Below are 24,213 nucleotides of genomic sequence, written 5' to 3' on the forward strand. Positions count from 1 at the left end.
GAAAGTGTATTGCGATAATATTCGAGCTGCTTTTCCTTGTGACGCTCATCGCGCTGTGTGTAGTGAGCGACCTGGTTGTTTATGAAGACCGAACCATGAGCAGCATCGCGCCGAGCAATCCGAGCATGACGATCAGGATATGGCCGCCGCCGAACATCGAATCCAAGCCCATCGCCCAGTTCCCGTTTCCAACCGCTTGGCGTTGCCCACCATGATCACCGCGTCAATAGGCTTTATGCCCTTCGACCTTGATCCCACTGAGCTGTTCGACATGCCGAGAATACCACTAAGTTTGTCGTGGCACGCCTTCTTTATCGGACAACTGATACGTATCGCCCACTCTCCGAGATGGGCCTGAGAGATTGGCCTGGAACTATGCAGAGTAGCTGTTTTGATCTATGGCTCCCCTCAAATGAGACGCAGGTGTTACACTTTGCCTCTGCGATAGGCGTCCAACAGAGATTCTTCATCCGTTAGGCCGGATTCAAATAACGCAAGAATCTCGTTGGCGATTCCCATCGCTTGCTCGCTACCCGCCGGATAGCCATATTCGCGACGCAGCGTCTTGCAAACATCACGCAAGAACGAGCTCTTCTCGTCAGTCACTCTCATATATCGCTGTTGCAATTGCTTCCCCATCATGACTGCAACAGCCCCTCGCAGACATAACTTGATCGAAAAATCCTGGAAAGTGAATAACGTCGGAGAAGACCGCATGCCGTTGTTCCGGTGCGCTGCCGTGCGCCAGATCCTGCAGGAAGTCGGTAGGCACATCGGTGAATCGATCGCCATATGCCGTCAATGTATCGCGATCCCTCACCGCGCCGCTGTGATGTTACCTACCGGCATACTGAGGGTTACAGCCTTCATCGGTTCGGTAGCCGGCCATCACGGCATCCTGTATTGTGTGTCCGCTGTGGGAGATCGCCATGCAAATGATCGCAATCATCTTATTCATGGTGGCTTTGCCCATCGTCTCCATCGGAATAGATGTAGGCACCGCCGGCACCCCGATGATCATAGCCTTGGGAAAATGGTTCGTTTTCTGGGGCGTTGGATGGCGGCTTGCCACTGCTGCAATACGCCAGGCGATGAATCCCCTGTTCACGGCCAAGGCCATCTTCGAGATTGAAGATCCCCGAGCCTCGAAACTGGTTCTTGAAATTGCCTTCGTCAATTTTGCGTTGGGCGCGACTTCCATTGCCAGTCTTTATTTTCCGGCATGGGTTCCTGCGATGGCTATGGCAGGCGCGATTTTCTATGGGCTTGCTGGCTTTCAGCACATCAAAAACAAGGCGACAACGTCAGCAGAAATTGCGGCAATGGTGTCCGATCTGGGCATTGCCGCAATTCTAGCAATTTATCTGGCACTACTCGCGATAGCCGACTGAAGTGATGCGGCGGCGAACCGCCGCGCCCGTGGATCAGGGCTTGCTAGCCAGTTCCAGGAGCAGTGACAACCTCCGGATTCTTCACCCGGGTCGGATCGCCGACGAGCCAATTGCTGATGACGCTCATGCTTCTTCGCGAGGAATATGATGACATAGGTTAGGGCCGCCAGATCAGATTCGCGATATCTTTTCTGGCTGTTCAATGCGCTGTCGGGAATTCCCAAAGCGAAGGCTCATTCAGGACCCAGTGCCGACGCGTCTTTTGAAGAAGCTTGTTGGCAATATTTTGCAAGACCACATTGCGAGAGCAACCGGTTGGAAGGCCGACGAACAAGCTGCTCAGTGGGAGTGGAGTTTTTACCGTGAATTATCTTTGCGCTTCCGTTCTTGGCCTCATGTTAGGGAGTTCGGTCGCTGCCGCCGGCCCCTTGCACGATACAGCCAAAGAGGGCGATGTCGAACGCACGAAACAACTGCTCGATCAGGGCGCCGATGTTGCAGAATTCGATACGGCGGGCGAACCGGCGCTGTTGATCGCGTCGCTGGCTGGACATACCGAGATTGTCGCCCTCCTGCTCGAACACGGCTCCGATATTCATGTTCGCAACAAAGGCGGACTGACTGCCCTGCACGCAGCCGCATATGGGGGAAACCTCAAGGTCGTCGAGCTGCTGGTGGCAAAGGGTGCGCCAGTTAACGACGCAAAGAATTTCTACCATATGTCGGCTCTGCATGCCGCAGCCGAAGAAGGCCATGCGGATGTCGTCGCTTTCCTGTTGGCCAACAAGGCAGAGATCGAAGCGAAGGAAAGGAACGGCTATACGCCCCTGACCCAGGCTGGATGGCGCGAGCATTGGGATGCCGCAAGCCTGCTGATGAAAGCGGGTGCTTCCTGCCAGAAAGCCGATCTTGTCGGCAAATGGCTCCATGAGGAATGCACCAAGCGAAAATGACGTCCGGTTGCGGAGCTCTGCCCGGAAAACGGAGGAATTGAAAATGTTTGATCCTAGGTGGAAACGACCTGTCCGGATTGCCGCGGCTGCCAGTGCTGCTTCAGTCCTGCTCTCCTTCGCTCAGGTCGCTGTGGCCGAAGACCTTGTCAATACAGGCTATTTTGGCGACGTTGCAATCAAGGGTTACGACCCTGTTGCCTACTTCACCCAGAACCGGGCCGTGGAAGGATCTGCAAAATATTCCTACCACTGGCTGGGCGCGACCTGGCATTTCGCCAGTGCAGAAAATCGCGATCTTTTCGCAAGCGAACCGGCGAAATATGCCCCGCAATACGGCGGCTACTGCGCCGACGGCGTCTCGTTCGGGACGGTTACAACCAACATCGACCCGAAAGCCTGGCGGATTATCGAAGGCAAGCTCTACATAAGCTACGATCCAGGGGCAGCCGACGGTTTTGAAAAGATCCCAACTAAAGTTGTCGATTCACAAAAGCATTGGTCAGAGGTCGAGAACACGCTGGTTTCTGAAAAGCTGGAGAAGAACTGGCAGCAATCTTCGCCGAATTGACACTGGAGATACCGCTACCGCCATTTCATCGGGCGAGAGAAAAATACATCAAAGCCCGCGGCGTGACGTGAATGTATTCGGCGTCGCGCTGCTCTTGGCCTGTGTTGCGGTAGACGTATCCGCACACCATGCGATCCAGAAAATAGCCGGTGAACTTCTCGCAAAGCCTGTTGTCGCGAAGCTCTATGACACCGGTGATGTTCGTGTTGGCGCTGCGATAGGCGGTGTTTCCGGCCTTGTCGAAGTACTGGATGAATTCGGTGCCGTTCTTGTGCCGCCCGGTCCACGTCTTGTCGCTGACAACGCTGCGGAGCTCCGCACCGCCGACCTGGTCACTCTCTGCTCCCTTGAACCCGAACGGCCATTCGGGAACGCCTGCCGTGCGGAGGCCGATCAGATGATGGCTAAGGTCGTCCTGGCGCCAATAATCATACAGGTAGCCATAATAGGCCAAATTACTGTCAGGAAACAGCTTCAGCAATTCCGTCGCTTCCTGCTCTCCGCGCGTCTGGTCGCCCTGGTCGACATAAGCCGCGGCCAGATATTCCCGCGCTGGCTCCACATTAGGCAGGGCATCTCGTGCCGCTTCGATCAGGGGAATCGCCCGCTCGTTTTCGTGCGCCGTATAGAAGACAACCCCCGCCAGCAACTGGAAGCTCGGGGGCGGTGACGGATCGAGACGCAATGCCTTGTCCATTTCCGTCACAGCCTGTTCGCGGCTGCCGGTGTGGGCCAGAATCAGGGCCAGGTTGCCGAATGCCTCCGCATCACTCGCCTGGGCCGCCACCGCCCTATTCGCGGAATCTCTCGCCTCCGCCTCCCGGCCATCGACCAGTTGAAGCAGCGCCAGGACGGTATGGGCGCGGGCATTGTTGGGATCCAGCTTCAAGGCTTGCCCGGCGGCATCATAGGCTATTTTTCGTGCCACCGCAGCCGACCAGAGATAATTATAGTCGTTGCGCCAGACGTCGACGGCAATCCTGGCGATACCGGCATGTGCGGCGGCAAATCCCGGGTCCAGATCGATCGCCTTCTGGTAGTAGGACAATGTTCGGCGATAGGTCTCGACGTCGCTGTAAAGGAAGCCCTCCTGCTCAGCCCGTAGAAAATAGTCGTAGGCTTCCAGGTTGTCGGTGGGGATTCGCGCCAGTTGGTCGCGCTCGCCTTCACTCAGCTTGACGGCCAGTGCCGAAATGATCTTGCCGATGACGTCGTCCTGAACCGCGAAAAGGTCTGTGTATTGGCGATCATAGCGTTCGGCCCAAAGAGAGAGCCCGGTGAGCGCGTCGATCAGCTTGACGTTGATCCGCAGCCTCGACGTGGCCCGCTGCAGCGTGCCTTCCAGAACGTAGTGGACACCGAGTTCCGCGGCTACATCCTGGATCTTGCCGTTCGTAGCTTGAACCGCAAAGACAGAATGCCGAGCGATCACAAACAGGCCGGATACCTTCGACAATTCGGTTATGAGGTCGTCTGTCAGGCCCTCCGCAAGGTGATCATGCTGTGTGTCGCCGCTGACATTGATAAAGGGCAGCACGGCGATCGAGGGCTTGTCCGGCAGCGGATAAGCGAACCGCTCGGTCTGCGTCGACGGCTGTGTGAGCGTCCACGGTTGCCACCAGAGCGCAGCGCCTGCAAAGACGAGCAGCAGGAAGGCAACCGCAATGGCCGCTTTGTTGCGGTTCGTCAAAACAGCAGACGTTTCGGGAGCGATAGGAGTTGCCAGCGCCGCCGCCTTGTCATCAAGCACAACCCGATAGGCCGTCACTGGCTCAGCTATGTTTTTGACCTGCTTTTCGCCGAGATGTTCGAAGGTGAGATCGAGTTTGCCCCGGACTTGATCGAAGGCCGAACCCGACAGGCATATCCCTCCGGGATCTGCCAGTTCCTGAAGCCGCGCCGCGACGTTTACACCATCGCCGAATACGTCTCCGTCATCGGGGATGATATCGCCGATATTGATGCCAATCCTGTAACGATACTGCGTATCTTCAGGTACGCCAGCATTCTCTTCGCGGAGAGCCAGTTGCACTTCGACCGCGAAGCAGACCGAGTCGACCACACTGGCGAACTCGATGAGCGCGCCATCGCCCGTAAACTTGAAGATGCGCCCGTGGTATTGATCTGCTCGGGGATTGAAGAGCTTTCTGCGATGCCGCCGATGAGCCGCTAGAGTGCCTCGCTCGTCCACGCCCATAAGGCGGGAATAGCCAACCATGTCGAACGCAAGGACCGCGGCCAGCCGCCGTTCCATGCTTGATCTCCCTTAAAATGAGATTATCCGAGGGGCGGTGGAAAATCCACACGATCGATTAGAAACGTCAGCGCCAAGCTGAATTTCCATCCGCCCCAGCACTGAGCGAGGAACTTTGGTGCCGCAGATTCCCGCTGTGGAATCCTTGCGCGCCAGAATTGGGGCACATTCGGTCGAGACAAGAGTGGTAAGGCGAGGACATAGCCGCTCCAGGCGATCCAGCCCGCGATCGCGGCAAGCACGATCATCACGACGATCGGGACATTTTCAGGGATCGATGGTGAGGACCGGTTTGGCACGGCCAAGGAGGCCGGTGTCAGGAATCGGCCCAAAATAACGTGAGTCATAGGAACCCGCAAAATCGAAGTGAAGAAAGAGATGCCCAGGCGGGACGATCCCACCGGGAAAGCGTGTACGCAGCCGCCCTTGGCCGTCCGTGGGCTGCAAGTTGGAATGTATGAGCGGCTTGCCGTTCGGATGTCGATGGTCTGAGCCTCGATTGCCGCCTTACGTCGTCAGATCATCGACGGATGGAAAAATTTCTTCGATCCATCCGACGTTGTCGCTTGGCGAGCGAGTGATGCCCCCAGCAACCGCCATGCTACCGGCTCGCAATTTGTTGCGACCGGATCTGCCTTGACCGAGGCAGCTCTCCGCCTGGCGGTCACTACATTAATACCTTGTCATAAAAAACAAACATGATAATTATTATCATGTTAATATCTCTAGAGACCAGCGGAGAGCGCTGCCCGGAACGCCGTTGGAGAAACTGGCTACATGAGATGCTTCGTCGCAATGCCTCGTCAGACAGCCATGCTACCCCTCCTGTCACGCGCCGACGGCTTCCGACATTGAACTATCAGCACTCCATGACCTGTTATACGGAAGGCATTCGGACTGTCGCGCCGGTCAAATGGCGTGGGCTCGACGGGCTGATGAGCGTATTTTGGGATGCCGAAGGCCAATCCGGTGCCAAGGCCTATTACCTATCCCCTGATCCGCGCATCGTGATCTTTTTCAATGACGTATCAGCCCATATCAGGATGTCCAATCGTGACGGAAGCTTCGGATTGCATACGCGTCCGATGACCCGCGCGATCTATGTGCCCGCCGGTATCCCCTTGTGGACGAACTTCACGTCCTCGCATCGGTTCTCGCACCTGGATCTGCATCTGCACAAGGATCGGCTGCTGAGGTTCCTCTCGCCCTCGGTGGGAACATCGGCCGCGTTGACGGCGCTGCGCCGTGCGGTCGAAATTCAGGACGTTACAGCTGTCGAAACACTGGCCGGATTGCTGGTCCACGAAGTTGCAAGTCCATCCAAACACGCGGTCTATGCGGAAAGCCTTGTAGGCAGTATTGTAAGCGGTCTTCTTGATATTCCCGAGCATGATGGCGAGCAAGCCAACGGCAGGCTCACCAAGGCACAGATAAACAAGTTGATTGCGCGCGTGAACGCGCGCGGCGACTGCCGCATGACCGTTGCCGAGATGGCCGCAACGGTCGGCTTGTCCGAAAGCTGGTTTGCCAATGTCTTCAAGCAGACTACTGGGGAAACGCCCCTGCAATGGCAACTCAGGAAACGCATAGACCTTGCTCGCACGCTGCTGTCGGGAAGCAGCCTGACCGTGGCAGATATAGCGGCGCAGCTTGGATTTTCCGATCAGGCCCACCTGACGAAAGCGTTTCGGCATGTTGTTGGAGAGACGCCGGCTGCGTGGCGCCGCCTTCGCCAATTGCGCTAGACTTGTCCCACCCGAAGAACTGCCGGGTGGGCCAGTTTCTCACCATGTTTGGCGCAACGTTGCGAAAATCGCGCGGCCGGGATTGTAGTAGTTTCCGCCGAAGTCTTCACTGGCGAGATGCTTCTCGTCAAACAGATTGGTAGCGTTCACCTGGAACGTCGTGTTCTCCTGGATCTTATAGGTGAAGGCCGCGTCGAAAACGACTGCGCTTTCCGAAGATCTGGTGTTTTCGATGTTGACGAAATACGCACCTATATAGCGAGCACCCAGCCCAAAAGTCATGTCTCCGCGCTGACCTTCGCCCGGCAAGGTATAGGTGCCCCACACTGAAGCAAAATGCTCCGGAACCCGCATCAGGCGGTGGCCGTTATTTGCGCCGCCGGGCTCTTCGATTTTGGAATCGATATAGGTATATGCTGCGATAACGTTGATGTTGTCCGTCACCTCAGCTTTGGCTTCAAGTTCAACACCGCGATGCCGGACCTTTTCAACCGTCGACGGCAGATACAGGACGTCGTCGAAGACAGTGATGTTTTCCTTCGTCAGATCGTAAACAGAAGCGGTAAATATGGCAGGAAAGGCCTCCGGTTGATATTTGATACCAGCTTCATACTGCTTGCCAGTCGTAGGCTCGGTTCCCACGTCAGGCGGCGCAGCGGATTCGGCATAATTGGTAAAGACCGCGAGCTCGTCGGTGATCTTGTAGCTGAGACCGAAGCGCTTGGTGAATTCGCTGATGTTGCTTGTATTCGTGACATCCGCAAGCAGGTCCGTTTCACCAATGTCGAGCCAGTCATTGCGCAAGCCGACGGTCGCGGTCAGCCTGTCGAAGAAGGTCAGATCCTGCTGGAGATAGATCGCCGTGGTCTTCTGGTCGTTTCTCACGCTCGCATAAGGCGCAACAACACCAGGCCCACCTGAATATACGGGGTTCTCCCAGTTGATGGGAGGCGCAGGGGTGTAAATGCTTTCGCCCTCCGACTTGAACTTGTTGTATTCCACACCGACCAGCGTGCGGCTTTCCACATCGTTGAAATTCGTCTCGTAAAGCAGATGCGCATCAATGATGAACTGATTGCTGGACTTGTCATTGCCGAAGAAATAGCGGTCTGCCAGGTTTGAACCATCGGCCCGCGTATTGCCGATATAGGCGCTGCCGAACGCGTTGTCCGACTTGCTGTAGCGGGCGTTGGAACCGAAGCTCAGGCCGTTGCCGAAATCGTGGTCGAATATGACACTGACGGTATTTCGGTCTGTGTCATTGAAGTAATAATCCGGCTCGCCGAAGAAACGATCCCTGTCGAAATCCGTACCCTTCGGGTGGCCACCGCTTCCGGGAACGCCGTTCCTATGCAGATGGTCGAAGACGACCGTGAGATTGGTCGCGTCGGTGGGGCGCCATGTCAGGCCGCCCATGAGGAACTTCTCGTCATCGCGCGAATAATCGTATTCGGCATTGGCGTCCTGGAGCTTGCCTGTCAGGCGATAAGACAGGGTATTGTCCACTGTGATGTTGTCGCCGAAGTCGAAGCCCGTTTCGGCATGTTTGAAGGATCCACCGGTGACATAAACTTCGCCGAAGCGTTCGCTCTTCGGCTTCTTCGTAACGTAGTTCACCAATCCGCCGGGCTCGGACGCACCGAAGCCCGAGGAATTGGCGCCCTTCAGCACCTCAATGCGCTCGAAGGCGTAGGGCTCTTCCCGCGTTCCGCCAAAAGTCCTGCCGATGACCAAACCGTCGCGATATGTATAAGGAGTGAAACCACGGATGTCGAAAAAGTCGTAGCGATCATCTGAACCGTAAAAATCCGTGACCACGCCGGCGGTATATTGAACGACTTGCTCTATGCTGGTCGCGTCGCGTTCCTGAATTTCCTTGGAGGTGATCACGGACACCGAGGCGGGTGCTTCTAGAATATTCGTTGGCATCTTGCCGGCGGCCGTGGTCTTCGTTGCGATGATCGACTTCGTATCGTTGTTGGCAGCGGTTCCGGCGCCCTCGACGGTGACCGTTTCCAGAACGATGCTGGCGTCCGAATTTTCGGCTTGCTGTGCCAGCGAATACGTCGGCGCAAGGGCGATAAGCGCCGTGCAACCGAGGAGCAACGCTTTTCGATAACGAGTCCGGTTCAGTCTCCGGTTACCGCTCGCTTCTTTGATGTCCATGTCAAATTTCCAGAAGTTCATGTTACCGCCGACCGTCGGCGAAGGATTGCCGGCATCGCTGAAAAACTCGTGCGGCGATCATCAGAATCAGCCTAACAGCTTGAAACGACGAGGATATCTCCTTGTGTTCCCGATCGATGGCAAAGACAGCTTGTCACCCCACCGCGCCTGATAACTTGAGGATGCTTATCCAGTATTGTAAATTTCTCCTTTTTTGTAAAAACCTGCGGAAACTTTGCCACTCATTTGCATGGGCGGCGGCATCGGTATTGACGCAATCTGATGAACCTGAAACTGAAACTCCACTTTAAACATGATGAAGGGTTTCGCCAATGCTGCGGTTGTTTCGTTTTCCCGTGCCATTGACCACTGTTTGGCTCTTGATCGTTGCATCCGGTTGCGCCTGGGCCGCGGAAAGCACCTCTTATCCGATCGTCATCAAGCATGCTCTGGGCACAACGACGATCACCGAAAAGCCCAAACGGGTTGCGACGGTTGCCTGGGCAAACCACGAGGTTCCACTCGCTCTGGGCATCGTGCCCGTCGGTTTCGCAGCAGCCGATTTCGGCGACGACGATGGCGACGGGCTGCTGCCCTGGGTGGCCAAAAAACTGGCGGAGCTGGGCGCCGACAAACCCGTCCTTTACGATGAAGGCGACGGCATCGATTTCGAGGCGGTCGCCGCCACGAGGCCGGATGTCATTCTGGCCGCCTATTCAGGGCTGAGCCAATCCGACTACGACACGCTGAGCCAGATCGCTCCGGTCGTCGCCTATCCCGACTCAGCCTGGGCAACCGAATGGCGCGAGACGATCCGCCTCAACAGTGCAGGTCTCGGCATGGCCGCCGAAGGCGACGCATTGATAGAGCAGATCGAGAAGGAGATTGCCGAGACCGTAGCCAAGCGTCCCGAACTTGAGGGCAAGTCGGCGATGTTCGTCACGCATCTCGACACAACCAATCTTAGCATCGTCAATTTCTATACCGCCAACGATACGCGGGTGAAGTTCTTCGCGGATCTCGGGCTGAAATCACCCAAAAGCGTTGCGGAAGCGACAACACCGGGACAGTTTGCCGCCGGGGTCAGCGCAGAACGGGTTGACGCCTTTGACGATGTCGACATCGTCGTGACCTATGGCAGCCAATCCCTGCTCGACGCCGTGCGGGCCGATCCTCTGCTGTCGAAGATGCCTGCGGTCACCAATGATGCAATCGTCATGCTTGGCCGCAACCCGCTTGGCACAGCGTCGAACCCTACCCCGCTGTCGATCTCCTGGGTTCTGAAGGATTATGTGGATCTGCTTGCCAAGGCAGCTGGAAAGTCCACCGGAACCCACCAATGACTTCTGAGAGTGCCATGCCGCGTGGTGAGATGGCTTTTGCCGGACGGTCCAACCGGGTCCGAACTTTGTGGCTGGTCACGACGGTTGCATTTCTTGTCGTACTCTGTGCCCTGTCCGTGGCGATCGGCACGCGTGAAGTGGCATGGAGTGACATCGTTGCGGCGCTTGGCGGGCATGTCGATGATATCGGTCAAGCCGCGGTTGCGGTCCGCATTCCGCGAACCCTGCTTACCCTGCTTGCCGGAGCAGCGCTCGGGCTTGCCGGGGCGATCATGCAGGGCGTAACGCGTAATCCGCTTGCAGATCCGGGTATCCTCGGTGTCAACATGGGCGCATCCCTGGCGGTTGTGATCGGGGTGGCTTGGTTCAATATCGCCTCAGCGAATGCTTATATTTTCACCGCCATTCTGGGTGCCGGTTTCTCGGCGGTCTTCGTCTATGTCGTCGGCTCCCTGGGACGCGGCGGGGCGACCCCCCTCAAGCTGGCGCTCGCTGGGGCAGCTACATCCGTTGCGTTCTCCTCGCTGGTCATTGCAGTGGTGCTGCCACGTAACGATATCGCGGGCGGCATCCGTGCATGGCAGATAGGCGGCGTAGGCGGAGCGACATTCGACCGCATTTCTCACATATTGCCATTCCTCGCGGTAGGGTTTGCCATCAGCCTGCTGTCGGCACGAAAGCTGAACTCGCTTGCTTTGGGCGACGATCTAGCCGCGGGGCTTGGCGAGCGCGTCGCGGTGGCCCGTGCAATCGCGGCGTTTAGCGCGATACTGCTGTGCGGCGCAATCACAGCGATTTGCGGACCGATCGGCTTTCTCGGGCTGATCGTGCCGCATCTGTGCCGTTTGCTTGTCGGGATCGATCATCGGTGGCTGCTGCCGTTTTCTGCCGTGAGCGGTGCCTGCCTGCTTCTGGCCGCCGATATTGTCGGGCGTATCATCGCTCGACCCGGCGAGCTCGACGTCGGCATTGTAACGGCTTTCGTCGGAGCACCGTTCTTCATCTGGATTGTCAGGCGCCAGCGGGTCCGTGAGTTGTGACGATGCATTCTTCCACGATCGATTTCATCGCCGATAGCCGTCGGCGTCGCGCACATAGCTACAATCTTGTCATCGCCATTCTTGTTGCCTTTCTGGCCACGACCTTTGCTCTGGCGCTGGTAATGGGGCAATCGTTCACGCCGCCCAAGGACGTCATCCGCGTCCTGCTGGGGGACGACGTGCCGGGGGCGAGCTTTACGGTCGGGCAGTTGCGGCTGCCACGCGCAGTCCTGTCGGTTCTCGCGGGGCTAAGCTTCGGGCTGGGCGGCGTGGCCTTCCAGATCATGCTGCGCAATCCCCTCGCCAGCCCGGACATCATCGGTATCAGCTCAGGTGCTAGTGCCGCCGCTGTCTTTGCCATCGTGGTGCTGTCGCTGAAAGGGCCGATCGTTTCAGTCTTTGCCGTTACCGCCGGTTTGGGCGTGGCGCTGCTGGTCTATGCCCTTTCCTTCAGGAATGGTGTTGCCGGAACGCGGCTTATCCTGGTCGGCATCGGTGTTTCGGCCATGCTCGAAAGCTTCATCGCCTATATCCTGTCCAGCGCGTCGAGCTGGAACCTGCAGGAGGCCATGCGCTGGCTGACCGGCAGCGTCAATGGCGCACAGCTCAACCAGGCACTGCCCCTTCTGATGGCATTGGTCGTCTTCGGAGGACTGCTGATAAGCCGCAGGCGCGATCTGGAGACGCTGAGGCTGGGAGACGACACCGCCGCAGCATTGGGTATCGGGGTTGCGAAGACCCGCATCTTCGTCATCGTGGCGGCGGTCGGCATGATCGCCTTTGCCACAGCAGTGACCGGGCCGATCGCCTTTGTTGCCTTCCTGTCCGGACCGATCGCCGCCCGCATCGTCGGGAACAACGGTTCGCTGCTGATACCTTCGGCGCTGATCGGGGCAATGCTTGTGCTGGTCGGCGATTATTGCGGTCAGTTCCTTTTACCAACCCGCTATCCGGTGGGCGTAATTACCGGCGCACTCGGCGCCCCCTTTCTGATTTTCCTGATCGTGCGCGTCAACCGTAGCGGAGACTCGCTGTGACCGTTCATTCCCTTGTCGTGAACGAGCTTTCGGCCGGTTACGGCGATACAGTCATTCTGGACGGGTTGGATCTTGCCGTACCACCCGGCAAGATCACCGTGATCGTCGGCGCCAACGCCTGCGGCAAGTCCACGCTGCTGCGCACCATGTCCAGGCTCATATCTCCGCGCCGCGGGCATGTGCTCCTCGACGGCAAGTCGATTCACCGCACCCCACCAAGGGAACTGGCTCGGACATTGGGCCTGCTTCCCCAATCGCCGATCGCGCCGGAAGGCATTACCGTTGCCGATCTTGTCGGTCGTGGACGGCACCCCCATCAGGGTATGTTTTCGCGCTGGACGCGTAAGGACGACGAAGCCGTCGCCGCAGCCCTCACGGCTACCAAAACCGTCGAACTTGCCGAAAGGCCGGTGGACGAGCTTTCCGGCGGGCAACGCCAGCGCGTCTGGATTGCCATGGCGTTGGCGCAGCAGACCGAAATTCTGCTACTGGACGAGCCGACGACATTTCTTGACATCAGCCATCAGATCGAAGTGCTCGATCTTCTGACCGATCTCAATCAAACGCGTGCAACGACAATCGTCATGGTGCTTCATGACCTCAATCTCGCGGCGCGCTATGCGGACCACCTCGTCGCAATGGCTCAAGGGCGTCTGCATGTCTCCGGCAAGCCAGATGACGTGCTGACGGAAGAGAACGTGCGGCAGGTCTTCGGCCTTGCAAGCCGCATCATCACCGACCCGACGTCGGGCAGGCCGATCATGCTTCCGATAAGCCGGCATCGGATGATGACCGCGAAATCTTGTCCGATGCCATGGCTGGCGCGAGCCCGCGCAAGACGACCCTGCCTCACACCAAAGGAAAACCGGCCATGAGCGCTCTTCAGCAATTCAAGCTCTCCGGTACGGCGCTGCCGAAGGACGCCCGAGGCATGCTCGACGAAATCTGCGAGCACTTCATCGAGCATGCCGAGGTTCAGCGAACTGATGATCTCGTGCTGCTCAAGAGTGATGTCGGGACCACGGACACCCAAGCGTCACTTCAGCTCAGTCGAAACATCATCGGGAAGCACCTGTTCTACTTTGCCGGGGAAGATCGGGCGTCCGAAAAACGGCGATGCGGTGAATATCCCCGCTAATCGCCGCATCCTCTGCGGCAATTATCCTTGCCTATGCGATGAATCAGGCGCATAATCTCCGCAGGAGATACGGAGATTATGGTAGAGTATATTCACCAGTTGCCCGAATGGCCGGCGTTCGCGTGGAGCCCTGAAAAGCTCTCCAGGCAGCTCGGGGTCGCCCGGCACCGGCAGGGCCGCCTCTTCGGCCAGATGCAAGCACTCGGATTCCCGCTGCGGCAGGAAGCGATTCTCACAACCTTGACTGAGGATGTTCTCAAGTCCAGCGAGATCGAAGGTGAAATCCTAGATCGCAAGCAGGTGAGGTCATCCATCGCACGCCGCCTTGGCATAGATGCAGGTGCGGTGCTTCCCGCTGATCGCCATGTCGAAGGCGTCGTCGAGATGATGCTCAACGCCACGCAGAATTTCAGCGAACGCCTGACCGACGAGCGCCTGTTCGACTGGCATGCCGCGCTATTTCCAACCGGTCGCAGCGGTTTGAACCGAATTGTCGTCGGCGCTTGGCGCAACGACAATTCGGGACCGATGCAGGTCGTCTCGGGTCCGTTCGGCAAAGAGCGTATCCACTATGAAGCACCAGCCGCCGAGCGTCTCGATGACGAGATGAAAGGATTTCTCGACTGGTTCAATAACGGCGAGGATATTGATCCGGTCCTAAAGGCGGGCTTGGCTCATCTCTGGTTCGTGACTATACATCCCTTCGATGATGGCAATGGCCGCATCGCCCGCGCTATTGCCGACATGGCACTGGCACGTTCGGAGGATAGCCCGCAGCGCTTCTACAGCATGTCGGCGCAAATTCGGCTCGATCGAAAAGCCTACTACGATATCCTGGAGAGGACGCAGAAATCGCGCGATCTAGATGTGACGCTGTGGCTGGAATGGTTTCTGCAATGCTTTGACCACGCCATAGAGGGCGCGGAGCAAACACTATCGGATGTGCTTACCAAAGCCGAGTTTTGGAAGAGGTATGCGGGTGAGCCGTTCAACCACCGTCAGCGGGATATGATCAATCGTCTCCTTGACGGATTCGAAGGCAAGCTCACATCCTCAAAGTATGCTACAATAGAAAAGTGTTCGCCAGACACCGCACTCCGCGACATCAACGAGCTAGTAGATCGTGGCATTCTTCAAAAAGATGCTGGCGGTGGTCGAAGCACGAGCTACAGTCTGCAAGAATAAGATGATCCTGCAAGCTTTCATCGATAATTGGACAAGCGACAACGGCGACAAACGCCCCTTATGGCCGGCTATCTAAATCGGGTCGACAAACGAGCGAACACCGCAAGCCATCGCTCTGCGGAGGGATAATTCGCTACGAAGGCCGCGCCTATCATAGCTGGGGATATTGATGGCGCGCGGGACTGAGGAGACGGCCAACTATCCGTGTCTCACTGTTCCATGAAAGCGCGTGACATGCTGTCGGTAACTGGCTTGGCGAGGTAGGAAAAAAACGTCCGCTCGGCAGTCTGTATCATTATTTCCACGGGCATACCCGGCGTAGGAGAAAATCCGGGGACCCGCGCTAATTCGCTGACGGCAAGTTTGACGCGAGCCAGATAGACTTCACGATTTTGATCGCCGCTGGTATCCGGCAAAGAATCCGCCGAGACGTAGTAGACCTCGCCATTCAGTACCGGCGTCGTGCGGCGATTGAGAGCGATCAGTTGGATCGTGGCTTTCTGTCCGACCCGGACAGTGTCGATCTCGGTGCGCGGAACCTGTGTTTCAATGACGAGCGGAACATCGGCCGGCAATATCTCGAGGATGCTCTTTCCGCTTTCGATGACACCGCCCGACGTATGGTAGAGCATGCGCACCACCGTCCCTGCCACGGGAGCGTGGATCGTGGCGCGATCAAGAACGTTCTCAGCCTCATGGGACTGCTGGCGAACGCTGTCGAGCTCTGCCTCGACGCTTTGCAACTCGTCGAGCGCCGCCTGTTTATATGCGGCCACCGTTTGCACGACTTGCTGATGATGCTTGGTAATCTGTGCATTGGTCTCCGAGACTTCCGCCGAAAGCCTGCCCATCTGCCCTTCCGCATCGGCCATCGCACGCTGAATCGCCTTGAGTTCTGTTTTGCGCAGAAGCCCTTGATCGGAAAGAATTTTCTTGCCGGTGTATTCTTCGTTGAGCAGGCGGAGCTGGCGCTCCATCGAATCCCATTGCTGCTGATAGCCGGTCGCGCGAAATTCGAGCGCCTTTATGTTCTGGTCGAGAAGTCCGATCTCACTGTCGAGCTTGCCGCGCGAAGCCTGAAAATTGAGTTCCTGACTTGCCACGATCGCGGCAACGTCCTCCTCGGCCCGGTTCTCTTGCATGATTTTGGGAAAGCTCACCTTCGTCATGCCGGCGGCCTCGGCCGATAGTCGCGCGACAATCCCCTCAAGCCGCAACCGGCGGAGAAAAAACTGACGTTCGTTGACGCGAGCCGCCGTCTCATCCAGCGTCAGCAGTGGCTGGTTCACTTTCACCACATCGCCCTCGCTGACCAGTAGCTCCTTGATGATGCCGCCTTCCAGATGCTGGACGATCTTGTTCTGACCAGTTGCAACGAAGCTTCCCTGCGTTATCACAGCGGCCGCCAGGGGTGCAGTCGTCGCCCATGTTCCAAATCCACCGAAACACAGAGCCAGCAGCGCTAGCCCGGCAAGCGTTTGTTTGCGGATGGAGCGCGGAACGTCTGCATACCATTCCGGACTGTTATGGGCAGCGACATCGGTCATCGGTAAATTCCGTTCATTCGAATTGCCTGGCCAGCGGCCCTGCGCCTCCTGGCCCCATGCCGCGCGCAGCCAAGGCCTGCAGAACCTCTTGACGCAAGCCGAACATCGAAACGGTGCCATTGGTGAGCAAGAGAATCTTGTCGACGCTTCGGAGAAGGGCCGGCCGCTGGGTGATCGTTATGACCGTGATCTTTTCCCGCTTGGCATGGGCCAGCGCTCGTGCCAGCGCGGCATCCCCTGCACTGTCGAGATTTGAGTTCGGCTCATCGAGGATGACCATCCGAGGATTCCCGAAAAAAGCGCGGGCCAGCGCAATACGCTGTTTTTGACCGCCAGAAAGCGGCGCGCCGTCGCCGGCCACGAAGGTCTCGTAGCCTTGCGGAAAAGTAGCGATCATTTCGTGGACATCGGCCAGCATGGCTGCCTGATAGATATCGGCGTCGGTGGCATCTTCGCGCATGCGTGCAATATTCTGCTTGATCGTTGCCGGGAACAGTTGAACGTCCTGAGGCAGATAGCCGATGTTCTCGCCGAACTGCCGCTGGTCCCAGTTGCGCAGATCCATCAGGTCGAGCCGCACGTTACCGGAAGTCGGGAGTATCGAGCCGACGAGCATCTTGCCCAGCGTCGTCTTGCCGGCACCCGAATTGCCGATGATTGCCAGCGAGTCTCCTGGCGTCAGTGAAAATGTAACGCCGTTCAGCACCACCCGCTTGGTTCCCTGCGGTACGAACAGCAGGCGCTCGACATCGAGGCGCCCTTCGGGGCGCGGCAGGTTGAGACGTTCGAAGTTGAGCGGCGACGACTGGAGCAGCGTTGCGATACGGCCATAGGCGGAGCGTGACTGTATGAACTGGTTCCAGCCTTCGATGGCCCCTTCGATCGGGGCGAGCGCCCTGCCGGCGATGATCGAGGCGGCAATGACCATGCCGCCGGTTATCTCTCCTTCGATGGCCAGAAACGCACCCCAGCCAAGCAATGCGACCTGCGTCAGAAGCCGTGAGGCCTTGGAGGTCGCTGCCGAAACGATGTTGCGGTCCTGCGCGATCACCTGGGCCCTGAGCGAGCCGGCGGTATCCCGGCCCCAGATGCGGACAGCCTCCGGTATCATCGCCAGCGCATTGATGATCTGCGAGTTGCGCGACATCGAATCCAGATGCAGATTCGCCTTGCTCTGATGAACGTTGGCTTCGGCAAAAGGTCCTGCGGTCGCCCGCTGGTTGATCATGGTGATCCCCAGCAAGACGATCGCCGATCCACATACGATGAAGCCAAGATGCGGATGGACGAGAAACACCGCCAGGATAAAGAAAGGAACCATCGGCGCATCCAGAAAGGACAGCAACGTTCCCGAAACGAGGAACGAACGAAGCTGCTGAAGATCACCAAGCGTCTGGTATTCGCGGCCGTTGCTGTGAAGTGCTGCACGCGCCGCAGCACTCAGGATCGGGGCGCCGAGTTGCACTGCGACCTCGACCGCTGTTCGCATGAGTATGAAGCGCCGGATCGCATCGAGCATCGCCTGCAGCAAAACAGCGCCTACGATAACTGCCGTCAGCATGACCAGCGTATTGAGGGACCGGCTGGTCAGCACGCGGTCTGAAATCTGAAAGAGATAGATGGGAATGGCAAGAACGAGGATGTTGCTGGCGACTGTGAAAATCATCACGACGAGAAGATTGGCACGCACCGCCTGCAAGCCGGCTTTCAGATTCTTCCCGAAATCGATCGGGCCCAGGCGCTTGTGGAAATGTCCGCCGCCTCGACCGCCATTGTCCGCAGTGCCTGGACCAGACGGCTTGGCATCCGCCTTGAGCGGTCCGCGATCAACCTCGATGGTCAGAGCGGCAGGCGGAATGTGTTTCGCTTCCAGAATCTCCGCACTGTCGGGCTCTACACTCAGCGCCTTCGGCTCCGCTGCTTCAGACTGGTCCAGCACCTCGACGACGGCAATCGGCTCGATTGGAGCGGTTTCCGACTGCGGTTCGTCGGCCTCAATCAGCGGCGGCGAAGCAGCCGCCAAAGACGCTGTAACTTCGGATAACGAAAGCGACGCCGAAACATCGTCAGAGGGAGGCGCGTCATCGGGAAGTGTGGCGGTACCGGGAGACGTTACTTCATCAGGCGGCGATGGATCCTCGGTAGTTGGCTTGACGTCTGAGCGCTTAATGCCGGAGGCCGCATTCAACTGCGCTATGATTTCATCAAGCCTGGCCAGCGACCGCTCAACGACCTCCTCCTGCTTGTGAAGGCGCTCTGAAAGGACAGCCGGCGCGCCTGCCTCGCTTTGTCTTGTGAACCCGGGCTCTCCCTCGTCATTGGTGAACGGTCGCCATGGGAGATCATTGTCATCTTTCATCACGATCCTCAGAGTTCGCGCTCAGGCCAGCATCGTCTGCATCACGTCACCATGCGGTGCGTCGAGGGTGGGTTGGAGGGTGGAGGATGCAGCGTCGCCATGATCCGCGACATCGTCATCAAGGAAGGCGATGGCTTCATTGACCAGTACGTCCGGGTCCCTGCCGCCAAGTTCGGGATGGGCTGAAACCAGTTCCGCCTGGATCAGGATCTCATCGGAGTACTGGTTGCCGCCGACATAGGTCTTGCCCGTCGAATCGAGGTCCACAATTTCGGCGACATTGATCAGGGCGTTGGAACCGGTCGAAATAGTCCAGTGCGCTCCGGGGAAACTGTCTTCAATGCCGTTCATGGCCAGGGCGATTTCGTCGGAATCGCCCAAGATATTGGTTTGCTTTATATATTGCAGGTCGAAAATGTTACCCGACACGTAGAGGACACGGAGCGTACCGATGCCCGAGAACGAAGGATCGTTCAGAACGTCTGCGTCCAGTTTTTTGTCGCCGTCCTTGAGATAGTCCGCCGTCTGCTTGTAGTGCGAAGGCAGTGCGGCGAAGCGATCCCCTCCTCCGACATTGACGATTCCGGCCTGGTTCCAAAGCAGGTTGCCGCTGGAAGAAAGCGAGCCATCCCCGGTGGTGTGAAAACCGTTGACGCCGCCCACAAGGTCGTCATCGAGCATGACATTCATCTGCTGGATGAAATTGGCATCATAGATGTTTCCGCCGACGATGATGAGATCGTAGTAGAGCCCCAGCTCCGTAAGGGAGACATCGTTGAGCGCGGTGTTGTCACCGGTCGTCACCGTCGTCTTGACGCCCGACGACGACAGCACATGCACATCATCGTCCGTCACGAAGCTGAATTGCTCGATCCAGTTCATGAAGATCAGATCGCCGTCGATGCTGGTGACCGCCCAATGCTGCGGGAAGCCCCCGGCATCTGCCCGTGTGTTCGTATCTTCAGTGGGATCGACACGCGCGAATACCGCGATGTTGAAAGCCTCGGTTGCGGCCATGGGATCAAATGTCCAGCCGCCGACGAACGAACCGATCGCATCATTGTCGCTCCAGACATTGGTCTGGATGATAGCATTCACCTCCACATAATCTCCGACCGTCGCCATAACCGGTCCGGTCAGCCAATTGTTGGTGAGTGCTGCTGAATTGACCAGCGTGTTGCTTCCGGCTTCCAGCGTGACCGAGGCCTCGATCTCGACCGAACCCAGACTGCTATCGGAGTGAACGGTACCGGCGTCCTCGGCCTCATCGTCGTCATCATCAGGATCGGGAAGATGGTCCTTCAGCTTGGGTGCGTCAGCAGTGATCTTACCATTGACATAGGTGCCTTCGATCGCCTGCTGCTTGAGGACGAACATGTCACCGTCGTCTGCATGCTCCTCCGCGAAGGTCTTGAGATCAGCCGTAGTTCCCAGAATGAAGCCTTCAATTGCCTCTTCCGAGCCCGGCGCATCCAAATCTCCCAATGGCGCGAGTCGTGCGGCTCCGTGCAGCAATGCCGCCAATTCGGCACCGTGGTCCGAGACCGGACTGAATTTCAGCCCATGCCCGCCTGCTCCGACATAATCATTGTCTGAAAGCCGGATTTCCTGATTGATCAGCACCGCAAGCGAGCCGGGAGGATCAATCTGGAATTCGATCCGCGACGCCGCCGCAAGCTTGCCCGCGGCCGACACCAGGGGAGCGTCACGAGGCAGAGCATCCACGCCGGGAACGATACCTTCCAGCGCCGGATACTGCGGATTAAGCCACGGCTCGACCGTGGCAAGGTCAGGTGCAAGCGGCTGATAGCGCAGGCCTGGGTCCATCCCGACGAAATCGTATGGAGCCTTTGCTTCGACATCTACGTCGAGGAGTTGATTTTGCTCATGTGCAAGGGCGCTCTGTGCCTGAAATTCGTCGAAGTCCTTGCGCGCGCGCGCCTCTTCCACCGCGATCTGAAACAAACCGATGAAATGCGCGATGGTCTCGGTAATCTTGTCCATAAGCACGAGGGATCGCTCGCCTCCTTGTTGGCAACATTCCACCCAGACCGGTCAATTTTCTTGTTGGAGGTCTGCGCGGGGAAGCTCCCCGCGCAGACCTCAATTGCTGTCCGCAGAAGCGGACGACACTTTCGTCAAACGTCTTCGCCCGTGAACGTGCTGGTGAGATCGCCGCCAACCACGGTCATATCGATCGTGTTTCCTTGCAGATTGGCGCCCATCACGATGCTCTGGTTGAAGGCAGTCAGATCGATGGATGCTTCGGCGTGAGCTTCCGAGATGCCGTTGACGATGCCGTCATCGCCATTTCCGGAACCCCATTGTCCGCCTGCGCCGCCTGCACCACCAAATCCGGTCGTCGCAGTGCCGCCGCTGCCGCCTGCGCCACCGTCGCCGGCCCAGGTCATGCCACCTGTGGCATCACCGCCATTGCCGTCGCCACCCAGAGCCGAACTCAGACCATAGCCGCCCGTGCCTGCGCCGCCGGTAGCACCGCCGACCGTGGCCGCACCGCCTGTCGCCGCGCCGCCTGCGCCGCCATTGCCGCCGAGGCCGTAGCCAAGACCATAGCCAGTGCCTTCGCCCGTTCCAGTACCGGTACCAGCACCACCTTCGCCATAGCCACCGGCTCCGCCAGCACCACCGGCACCACCGGTACCCCAGCCACCGGCACCGCCGGAACCTGAAGCGCCAGAGCCGCCAGTGCCCGTGCCGCCTGCGCCGCCGTCACCAGCAGCACCACCTGCGCCGCCTGCAGCAGCCGCTGCGGCTGCCGCAGCATCAGCCGCCGCGCCGCCCAGGGTTGCGGCAGCAGCTTCAGCATCCGCGGCCGAGGAAGCCGCGCCATTACCGCCGCTACCTGCCGAGCCCGCATTGCCGCCTGCACCACCCGTTCCGGTACCGCCGTTGCCGCCAATGCCGTCACCGCCAGCGCCGCCTGTTCCGTCACCACCGTTACCGCCGGCTGCTCCATCGCCGCCTGCGCCGTCACCGCCTGTGCCTGCACCGACGCCGAGGCCGCCAAGGCCAATGCCAAAACCGGTGCCGCTGGCGCCAGCAGCGCCTGTTCCACCGGTTGCGCTGCCGCCGGTGGCAATGCCGCCGGTCGCGCCGCCGCCGGTTCCGGCACCGCCGGTCGCGCCGCTCGACGCTGCACCGCCAATGCCCTGTCCGGCATTGGTCTGACCGCCATTGGCGTAGCCGCCGTATGCGCCATCGCCGCCATTGGCTTTGGCATGACCGCCGCCACCGCCGCCACCGCCGCCGGCATCAATGCCTTCGGCGCCATAGGCTTCGCCGCCATTGGCGTCGCCATTCTGGTTGAACGGAGCATTATTCTGAACATAGGCGTTCTCGAGCGTATCGTTGTCTTCGACATCGGCGACCTGGTTCTGGAGGAAGGCCATGTCGTTGCCGGCGCCGCTCAGAGCACCGTTCAGGATGTCGTCAAAGCTGATGTCATCGCCCGGATTGTAATGGATTTCGCCATCTCGATTCACGAACAGATTGCCCACCGACGAGCCGTCATAGATATCGATATCGGCGAAGTCGTCGTCCGTAGGCTGCCAACCTTCAAGGTTTACATTGACGCCCACATCCACCGTCGTAGTGGACGTGTTGGTATTCGAATTGGTGTTGGTGCTGGAATTTTCGTTGAGATTGCCGTTGAGGTTCAGGTTGCCATTGCCATTAAGGTTTCCGTTTCCATTACCATTCAGGTTGCCATTGTCGTTATAGGACACGCTTTCCTGATACTGGTCCTGGCCTTGGCCTTGGCCCTGATCCTGGCCTTGTCCCTGCCCCTGATCCTGGCCTTGCCCTTGATCCTGGCCTTGACCCTGTCCCTGATCTTGGCCTTGGCCCTGATCCTGGTTCTGGCTCTGATCGCCTGGATCGTAAATGATGTCATCGAATGCGACGTTGTATTGATCGTCGCCAAACAGCTGAACGCCTAGCTGCTGAGTACCGTTGTTCTTGTTGGCCATTTCAATGTCCTCGGTTGAGGCCGCGGGCTGCATGACCACCATTCATCTGTTACGTGGTCTTGGGCTGCCGCGGACGATTGAGTTTTGATTACAATGCTGGCACGTCTTTCCGGATGCCGGGTGGCTAACGCCAGCGGCGGTCCAGGTTCTCGACAACGGACAGAGACGTGCGGTCCAACCCAACGCGACAACATACGGCGCCGCACGTCTCCACCAGGGCTATCGCACTTTGTTCAACCGAACCGCTTAAATGCGTAGCTCTCGCCCGCGCCCAAGAAATGAAATCTTGTGCCTGGGCCAGTAAAAGGAATAGCTGCCAATTCGAGCTAGTCCTTTTACGATTTATTGTGCCTATATCGGTATAGCTTGGCGAAGTTCAATTGAAAATTTCCAATAAAGCTGAGAGTTGTACTTACTGTCATTTGGAATAACTCATGAATCCGGCTGTATCAGGCGACGCTGTATCACAACTTCCCCAACACATTGCCTTTGCAAGCTTATGTGCGGCCACGCCACCATTCTGCCTCCTGCAACCTTGATGTCACATGACAACAAGGCCACGATCCACAATTCCGGCCGAAAGCAAAATACCGCATTTCAACTTATGATTTTTGACGCGAAAGAAGTAAGCATCAATTTGGCTTAACTCTTATGACCTATTTCCTCTCCCATACTGAGAGGTATTCAATATTATTTCTCCAATATAAAATAAATAAAGAAAGGTGGAGCTTGTTTTGCGCGGCTTCGCCTCAATGAGGTTGGAATTTTGCTGTGAGTGGAAATATATGTTTTTATCCAAATGTAGAAATTGATGAAGATCGAAGCAGAAAGAACAATGCCCGAGACCTTGCCACCGCGAAGGCAATCAGCGCCATCGATGAACAAGCCCGTCCCGCACTTCCAGGAAATACTGCTCCTCACTGGACAGCTAAACTATACTTGGACGAACACAGAAAGCCTACTCATCTATCTCATCGCCGGTCTTGCGCAAGTCGACAAAGAGACCGCAATCGTAATCTTCCTGACGCTGAATACCACTCGAGCCCGCATCGATCTCGTGGAGCGGCTTACCAAGTTGCGCAAAACGCCGGCTGAGCACCGGCGCGAGATACTCGCGGTAACCGAGAGAATGACGCAGGAAGCCAAGCTACGCAATAAATACAGCCATTGCATATATTCCTTTGACGGAGATGGCGCGTCCGGCCGCACACAATTGATGAGGATATTTGATACGAAAAACGAAATTCGATACGGAAAAATCGAGGAATTAAATGGTAATGAAATAAAGAATATTACAAACTGTATCGAAAATCTGATTTCTATCAATAAACAAATATGGATGCTTATAAAAAAATATTCGTATCCATGCTAATTTGTGCCGGGTCATCCTTGACCAGGTGTGCCTAGGGTTCAGACTCAATCATAGCCAGAACGCGACGAGGGTAGCCAAGGCGACCGCAGATAAGAAGTTTCTGGCAAGCTTGTCGTAACGCGTTGC

At 57.6% G+C, this 24,213-nt stretch carries 19 protein-coding genes and 2 pseudogenes; 12 read left to right on the plus strand and 9 right to left on the minus strand.

Annotation, left to right across the window (positions count from 1 at the left end):
- Window positions 1-215: hypothetical protein (locus tag BM413_RS33485; RefSeq protein ID WP_210189016.1), on the plus strand; the 215-nt coding region annotated here is incomplete at its 5' end.
- A gap of 211 nt (window positions 216-426) precedes the next feature.
- Here BM413_RS33485 and BM413_RS32895 read toward each other — a convergent pair.
- A complete protein-coding gene (locus BM413_RS32895; protein WP_139238707.1) occupies window positions 427-606 on the minus strand; it encodes a hypothetical protein in 180 nt (59 codons plus the stop codon).
- Window positions 607-929: 323 nt separating this feature from the next.
- On the opposite strand from BM413_RS32895, the gene BM413_RS31115 reads away from it, so the two are divergent.
- The 3 genes from BM413_RS31115 to BM413_RS31125 all read left to right on the plus strand — a co-directional run bounded on the left by BM413_RS31115 (window position 930) and on the right by BM413_RS31125 (window position 2,912).
- The gene (locus BM413_RS31115; protein ID WP_091918721.1) at window positions 930-1,391 is read left to right on the plus strand and encodes a hypothetical protein; all 462 of its coding nucleotides are present in this window, start codon (window positions 930-932) and stop codon (window positions 1,389-1,391) included.
- A gap of 395 nt (window positions 1,392-1,786) precedes the next feature.
- Entirely contained in the window at window positions 1,787-2,344 is a 558-nt protein-coding gene (locus tag BM413_RS31120) for an ankyrin repeat domain-containing protein (protein ID WP_091918735.1), read from the plus strand.
- 43 nt (window positions 2,345-2,387) lie between these two features.
- A complete protein-coding gene (locus BM413_RS31125; protein ID WP_091918722.1) occupies window positions 2,388-2,912 on the plus strand; it encodes a YHS domain-containing (seleno)protein in 525 nt (174 codons plus the stop codon).
- A gap of 25 nt (window positions 2,913-2,937) precedes the next feature.
- On the opposite strand, the gene BM413_RS31130 is transcribed toward BM413_RS31125, so the two are convergent.
- Window positions 2,938-5,166 carry a tetratricopeptide repeat protein gene (locus BM413_RS31130; RefSeq protein WP_091918723.1) on the minus strand — a complete coding sequence of 743 codons (2,229 nt, stop codon included), beginning with the start codon at window positions 5,164-5,166 and terminating at the stop codon, window positions 2,938-2,940.
- Window positions 5,167-5,433: 267 nt separating this feature from the next.
- A pseudogene (locus BM413_RS31140) lies at window positions 5,434-5,640 on the minus strand (S26 family signal peptidase); the annotation flags it as partial.
- A 377-nt stretch (window positions 5,641-6,017) separates the two neighbouring features.
- Here BM413_RS31140 and BM413_RS31145 point away from each other — a divergent pair.
- Window positions 6,018-6,911: a helix-turn-helix domain-containing protein gene (locus BM413_RS31145; protein ID WP_091918736.1), complete on the plus strand. Its 894-nt coding sequence runs from the start codon at window positions 6,018-6,020 to the stop codon at window positions 6,909-6,911.
- A gap of 39 nt (window positions 6,912-6,950) precedes the next feature.
- Here the strand turns inward: BM413_RS31145 and BM413_RS31150 are convergent, their stop codons facing one another.
- Complete coding sequence (locus BM413_RS31150; protein WP_091918726.1) at window positions 6,951-9,077, minus strand: TonB-dependent siderophore receptor; 2,127 nt, start codon at window positions 9,075-9,077, stop codon at window positions 6,951-6,953.
- 332 nt (window positions 9,078-9,409) lie between these two features.
- Here BM413_RS31150 and BM413_RS31155 point away from each other — a divergent pair, with 332 nt between their 5' ends.
- From BM413_RS31155 to BM413_RS31180, 6 genes are all read left to right on the plus strand, one after another.
- Complete coding sequence (locus BM413_RS31155) at window positions 9,410-10,420, plus strand: iron-siderophore ABC transporter substrate-binding protein (RefSeq protein WP_091918727.1); 1,011 nt, start codon at window positions 9,410-9,412, stop codon at window positions 10,418-10,420.
- On the plus strand, window positions 10,417-11,460 hold the full coding sequence (locus BM413_RS31160; protein ID WP_091918728.1) for a FecCD family ABC transporter permease: 1,044 nt from the start codon (window positions 10,417-10,419) through the stop codon (window positions 11,458-11,460). Before BM413_RS31155 ends, BM413_RS31160 begins: the two co-directional genes overlap by 4 nt.
- Before the next feature lie 2 nt (window positions 11,461-11,462).
- Window positions 11,463-12,497 carry a FecCD family ABC transporter permease gene (locus tag BM413_RS31165; protein WP_091918729.1) on the plus strand — a complete coding sequence of 345 codons (1,035 nt, stop codon included), beginning with the start codon at window positions 11,463-11,465 and terminating at the stop codon, window positions 12,495-12,497.
- A complete protein-coding gene (locus BM413_RS31170) occupies window positions 12,494-13,372 on the plus strand; it encodes an ABC transporter ATP-binding protein (RefSeq protein WP_091918730.1) in 879 nt (292 codons plus the stop codon). Before BM413_RS31165 ends, BM413_RS31170 begins: the two co-directional genes overlap by 4 nt.
- Window positions 13,369-13,635 carry a hypothetical protein gene (locus BM413_RS31175; RefSeq protein ID WP_091918731.1) on the plus strand — a complete coding sequence of 89 codons (267 nt, stop codon included), beginning with the start codon at window positions 13,369-13,371 and terminating at the stop codon, window positions 13,633-13,635. Before BM413_RS31170 ends, BM413_RS31175 begins: the two co-directional genes overlap by 4 nt.
- A 78-nt stretch (window positions 13,636-13,713) precedes the next feature.
- Window positions 13,714-14,820: a Fic family protein gene (locus tag BM413_RS31180; protein WP_091918732.1), complete on the plus strand. Its 1,107-nt coding sequence runs from the start codon at window positions 13,714-13,716 to the stop codon at window positions 14,818-14,820.
- A gap of 209 nt (window positions 14,821-15,029) precedes the next feature.
- On the opposite strand, the gene BM413_RS31185 is transcribed toward BM413_RS31180, so the two are convergent.
- The 4 genes from BM413_RS31185 to BM413_RS33330 form a co-directional block, all read right to left on the minus strand.
- Window positions 15,030-16,367, minus strand: a complete 1,338-nt coding sequence (locus BM413_RS31185) for an HlyD family type I secretion periplasmic adaptor subunit (protein WP_091918733.1) — start codon at window positions 16,365-16,367, stop codon at window positions 15,030-15,032.
- Between the two features lie 13 nt (window positions 16,368-16,380).
- Complete coding sequence (locus BM413_RS31190) at window positions 16,381-18,726, minus strand: type I secretion system permease/ATPase (protein WP_210189017.1); 2,346 nt, start codon at window positions 18,724-18,726, stop codon at window positions 16,381-16,383.
- Between the two features lie 21 nt (window positions 18,727-18,747).
- Complete coding sequence (locus BM413_RS31195) at window positions 18,748-20,676, minus strand: type I secretion protein (protein ID WP_139238708.1); 1,929 nt, start codon at window positions 20,674-20,676, stop codon at window positions 18,748-18,750.
- Between the two features lie 188 nt (window positions 20,677-20,864).
- Entirely contained in the window at window positions 20,865-22,715 is a 1,851-nt protein-coding gene (locus tag BM413_RS33330; RefSeq protein WP_244538128.1) for a hypothetical protein, read from the minus strand.
- 877 nt (window positions 22,716-23,592) lie between these two features.
- Between BM413_RS33330 and BM413_RS31205 the strand changes: the two genes are divergently transcribed.
- Window positions 23,593-24,087, plus strand: coding sequence for a hypothetical protein (locus tag BM413_RS31205; protein ID WP_091918738.1), 495 nt, complete (start codon window positions 23,593-23,595; stop codon window positions 24,085-24,087).
- A gap of 48 nt (window positions 24,088-24,135) precedes the next feature.
- Here BM413_RS31205 and BM413_RS32905 read toward each other — a convergent pair.
- A pseudogene (locus BM413_RS32905) lies at window positions 24,136-24,213 on the minus strand (IS5/IS1182 family transposase); the annotation flags it as partial.

The sequence above is a fragment of the Mesorhizobium sp. YR577 genome, from assembly GCF_900116595.1.
In the GTDB taxonomy this organism is placed as follows: domain Bacteria; phylum Pseudomonadota; class Alphaproteobacteria; order Rhizobiales; family Rhizobiaceae; genus Mesorhizobium_M.

Excerpts from the sequence above, each read along its gene's own strand:
- BM413_RS31115 (WP_091918721.1), top strand. The coding sequence starts at position 930 with ATGCAAATGATCGCAATCATCTTATTCATGGTGGCTTTGCCCATCGTC.
- BM413_RS31120 (WP_091918735.1), top strand. The coding sequence starts at position 1,787 with ATGTTAGGGAGTTCGGTCGCTGCCGCCGGCCCCTTGCACGATACAGCC.
- BM413_RS31125 (WP_091918722.1), top strand. The coding sequence starts at position 2,388 with ATGTTTGATCCTAGGTGGAAACGACCTGTCCGGATTGCCGCGGCTGCC.
- BM413_RS31130 (WP_091918723.1), bottom strand. The coding sequence starts at position 5,166 with ATGGAACGGCGGCTGGCCGCGGTCCTTGCGTTCGACATGGTTGGCTAT.
- BM413_RS31150 (WP_091918726.1), bottom strand. The coding sequence starts at position 9,077 with ATGGACATCAAAGAAGCGAGCGGTAACCGGAGACTGAACCGGACTCGT.
- BM413_RS31155 (WP_091918727.1), top strand. The coding sequence starts at position 9,410 with ATGCTGCGGTTGTTTCGTTTTCCCGTGCCATTGACCACTGTTTGGCTC.
- BM413_RS31160 (WP_091918728.1), top strand. The coding sequence starts at position 10,417 with ATGACTTCTGAGAGTGCCATGCCGCGTGGTGAGATGGCTTTTGCCGGA.
- BM413_RS31165 (WP_091918729.1), top strand. The coding sequence starts at position 11,463 with ATGCATTCTTCCACGATCGATTTCATCGCCGATAGCCGTCGGCGTCGC.
- BM413_RS31175 (WP_091918731.1), top strand. The coding sequence starts at position 13,369 with ATGAGCGCTCTTCAGCAATTCAAGCTCTCCGGTACGGCGCTGCCGAAG.
- BM413_RS31180 (WP_091918732.1), top strand. The coding sequence starts at position 13,714 with ATGGTAGAGTATATTCACCAGTTGCCCGAATGGCCGGCGTTCGCGTGG.
- BM413_RS31185 (WP_091918733.1), bottom strand. The coding sequence starts at position 16,367 with ATGACCGATGTCGCTGCCCATAACAGTCCGGAATGGTATGCAGACGTT.
- BM413_RS31190 (WP_210189017.1), bottom strand. The coding sequence starts at position 18,726 with ATGAAAGATGACAATGATCTCCCATGGCGACCGTTCACCAATGACGAG.
- BM413_RS33330 (WP_244538128.1), bottom strand. The coding sequence starts at position 22,715 with ATGGCCAACAAGAACAACGGTACTCAGCAGCTAGGCGTTCAGCTGTTT.
- BM413_RS31205 (WP_091918738.1), top strand. The coding sequence starts at position 23,593 with ATGAACAAGCCCGTCCCGCACTTCCAGGAAATACTGCTCCTCACTGGA.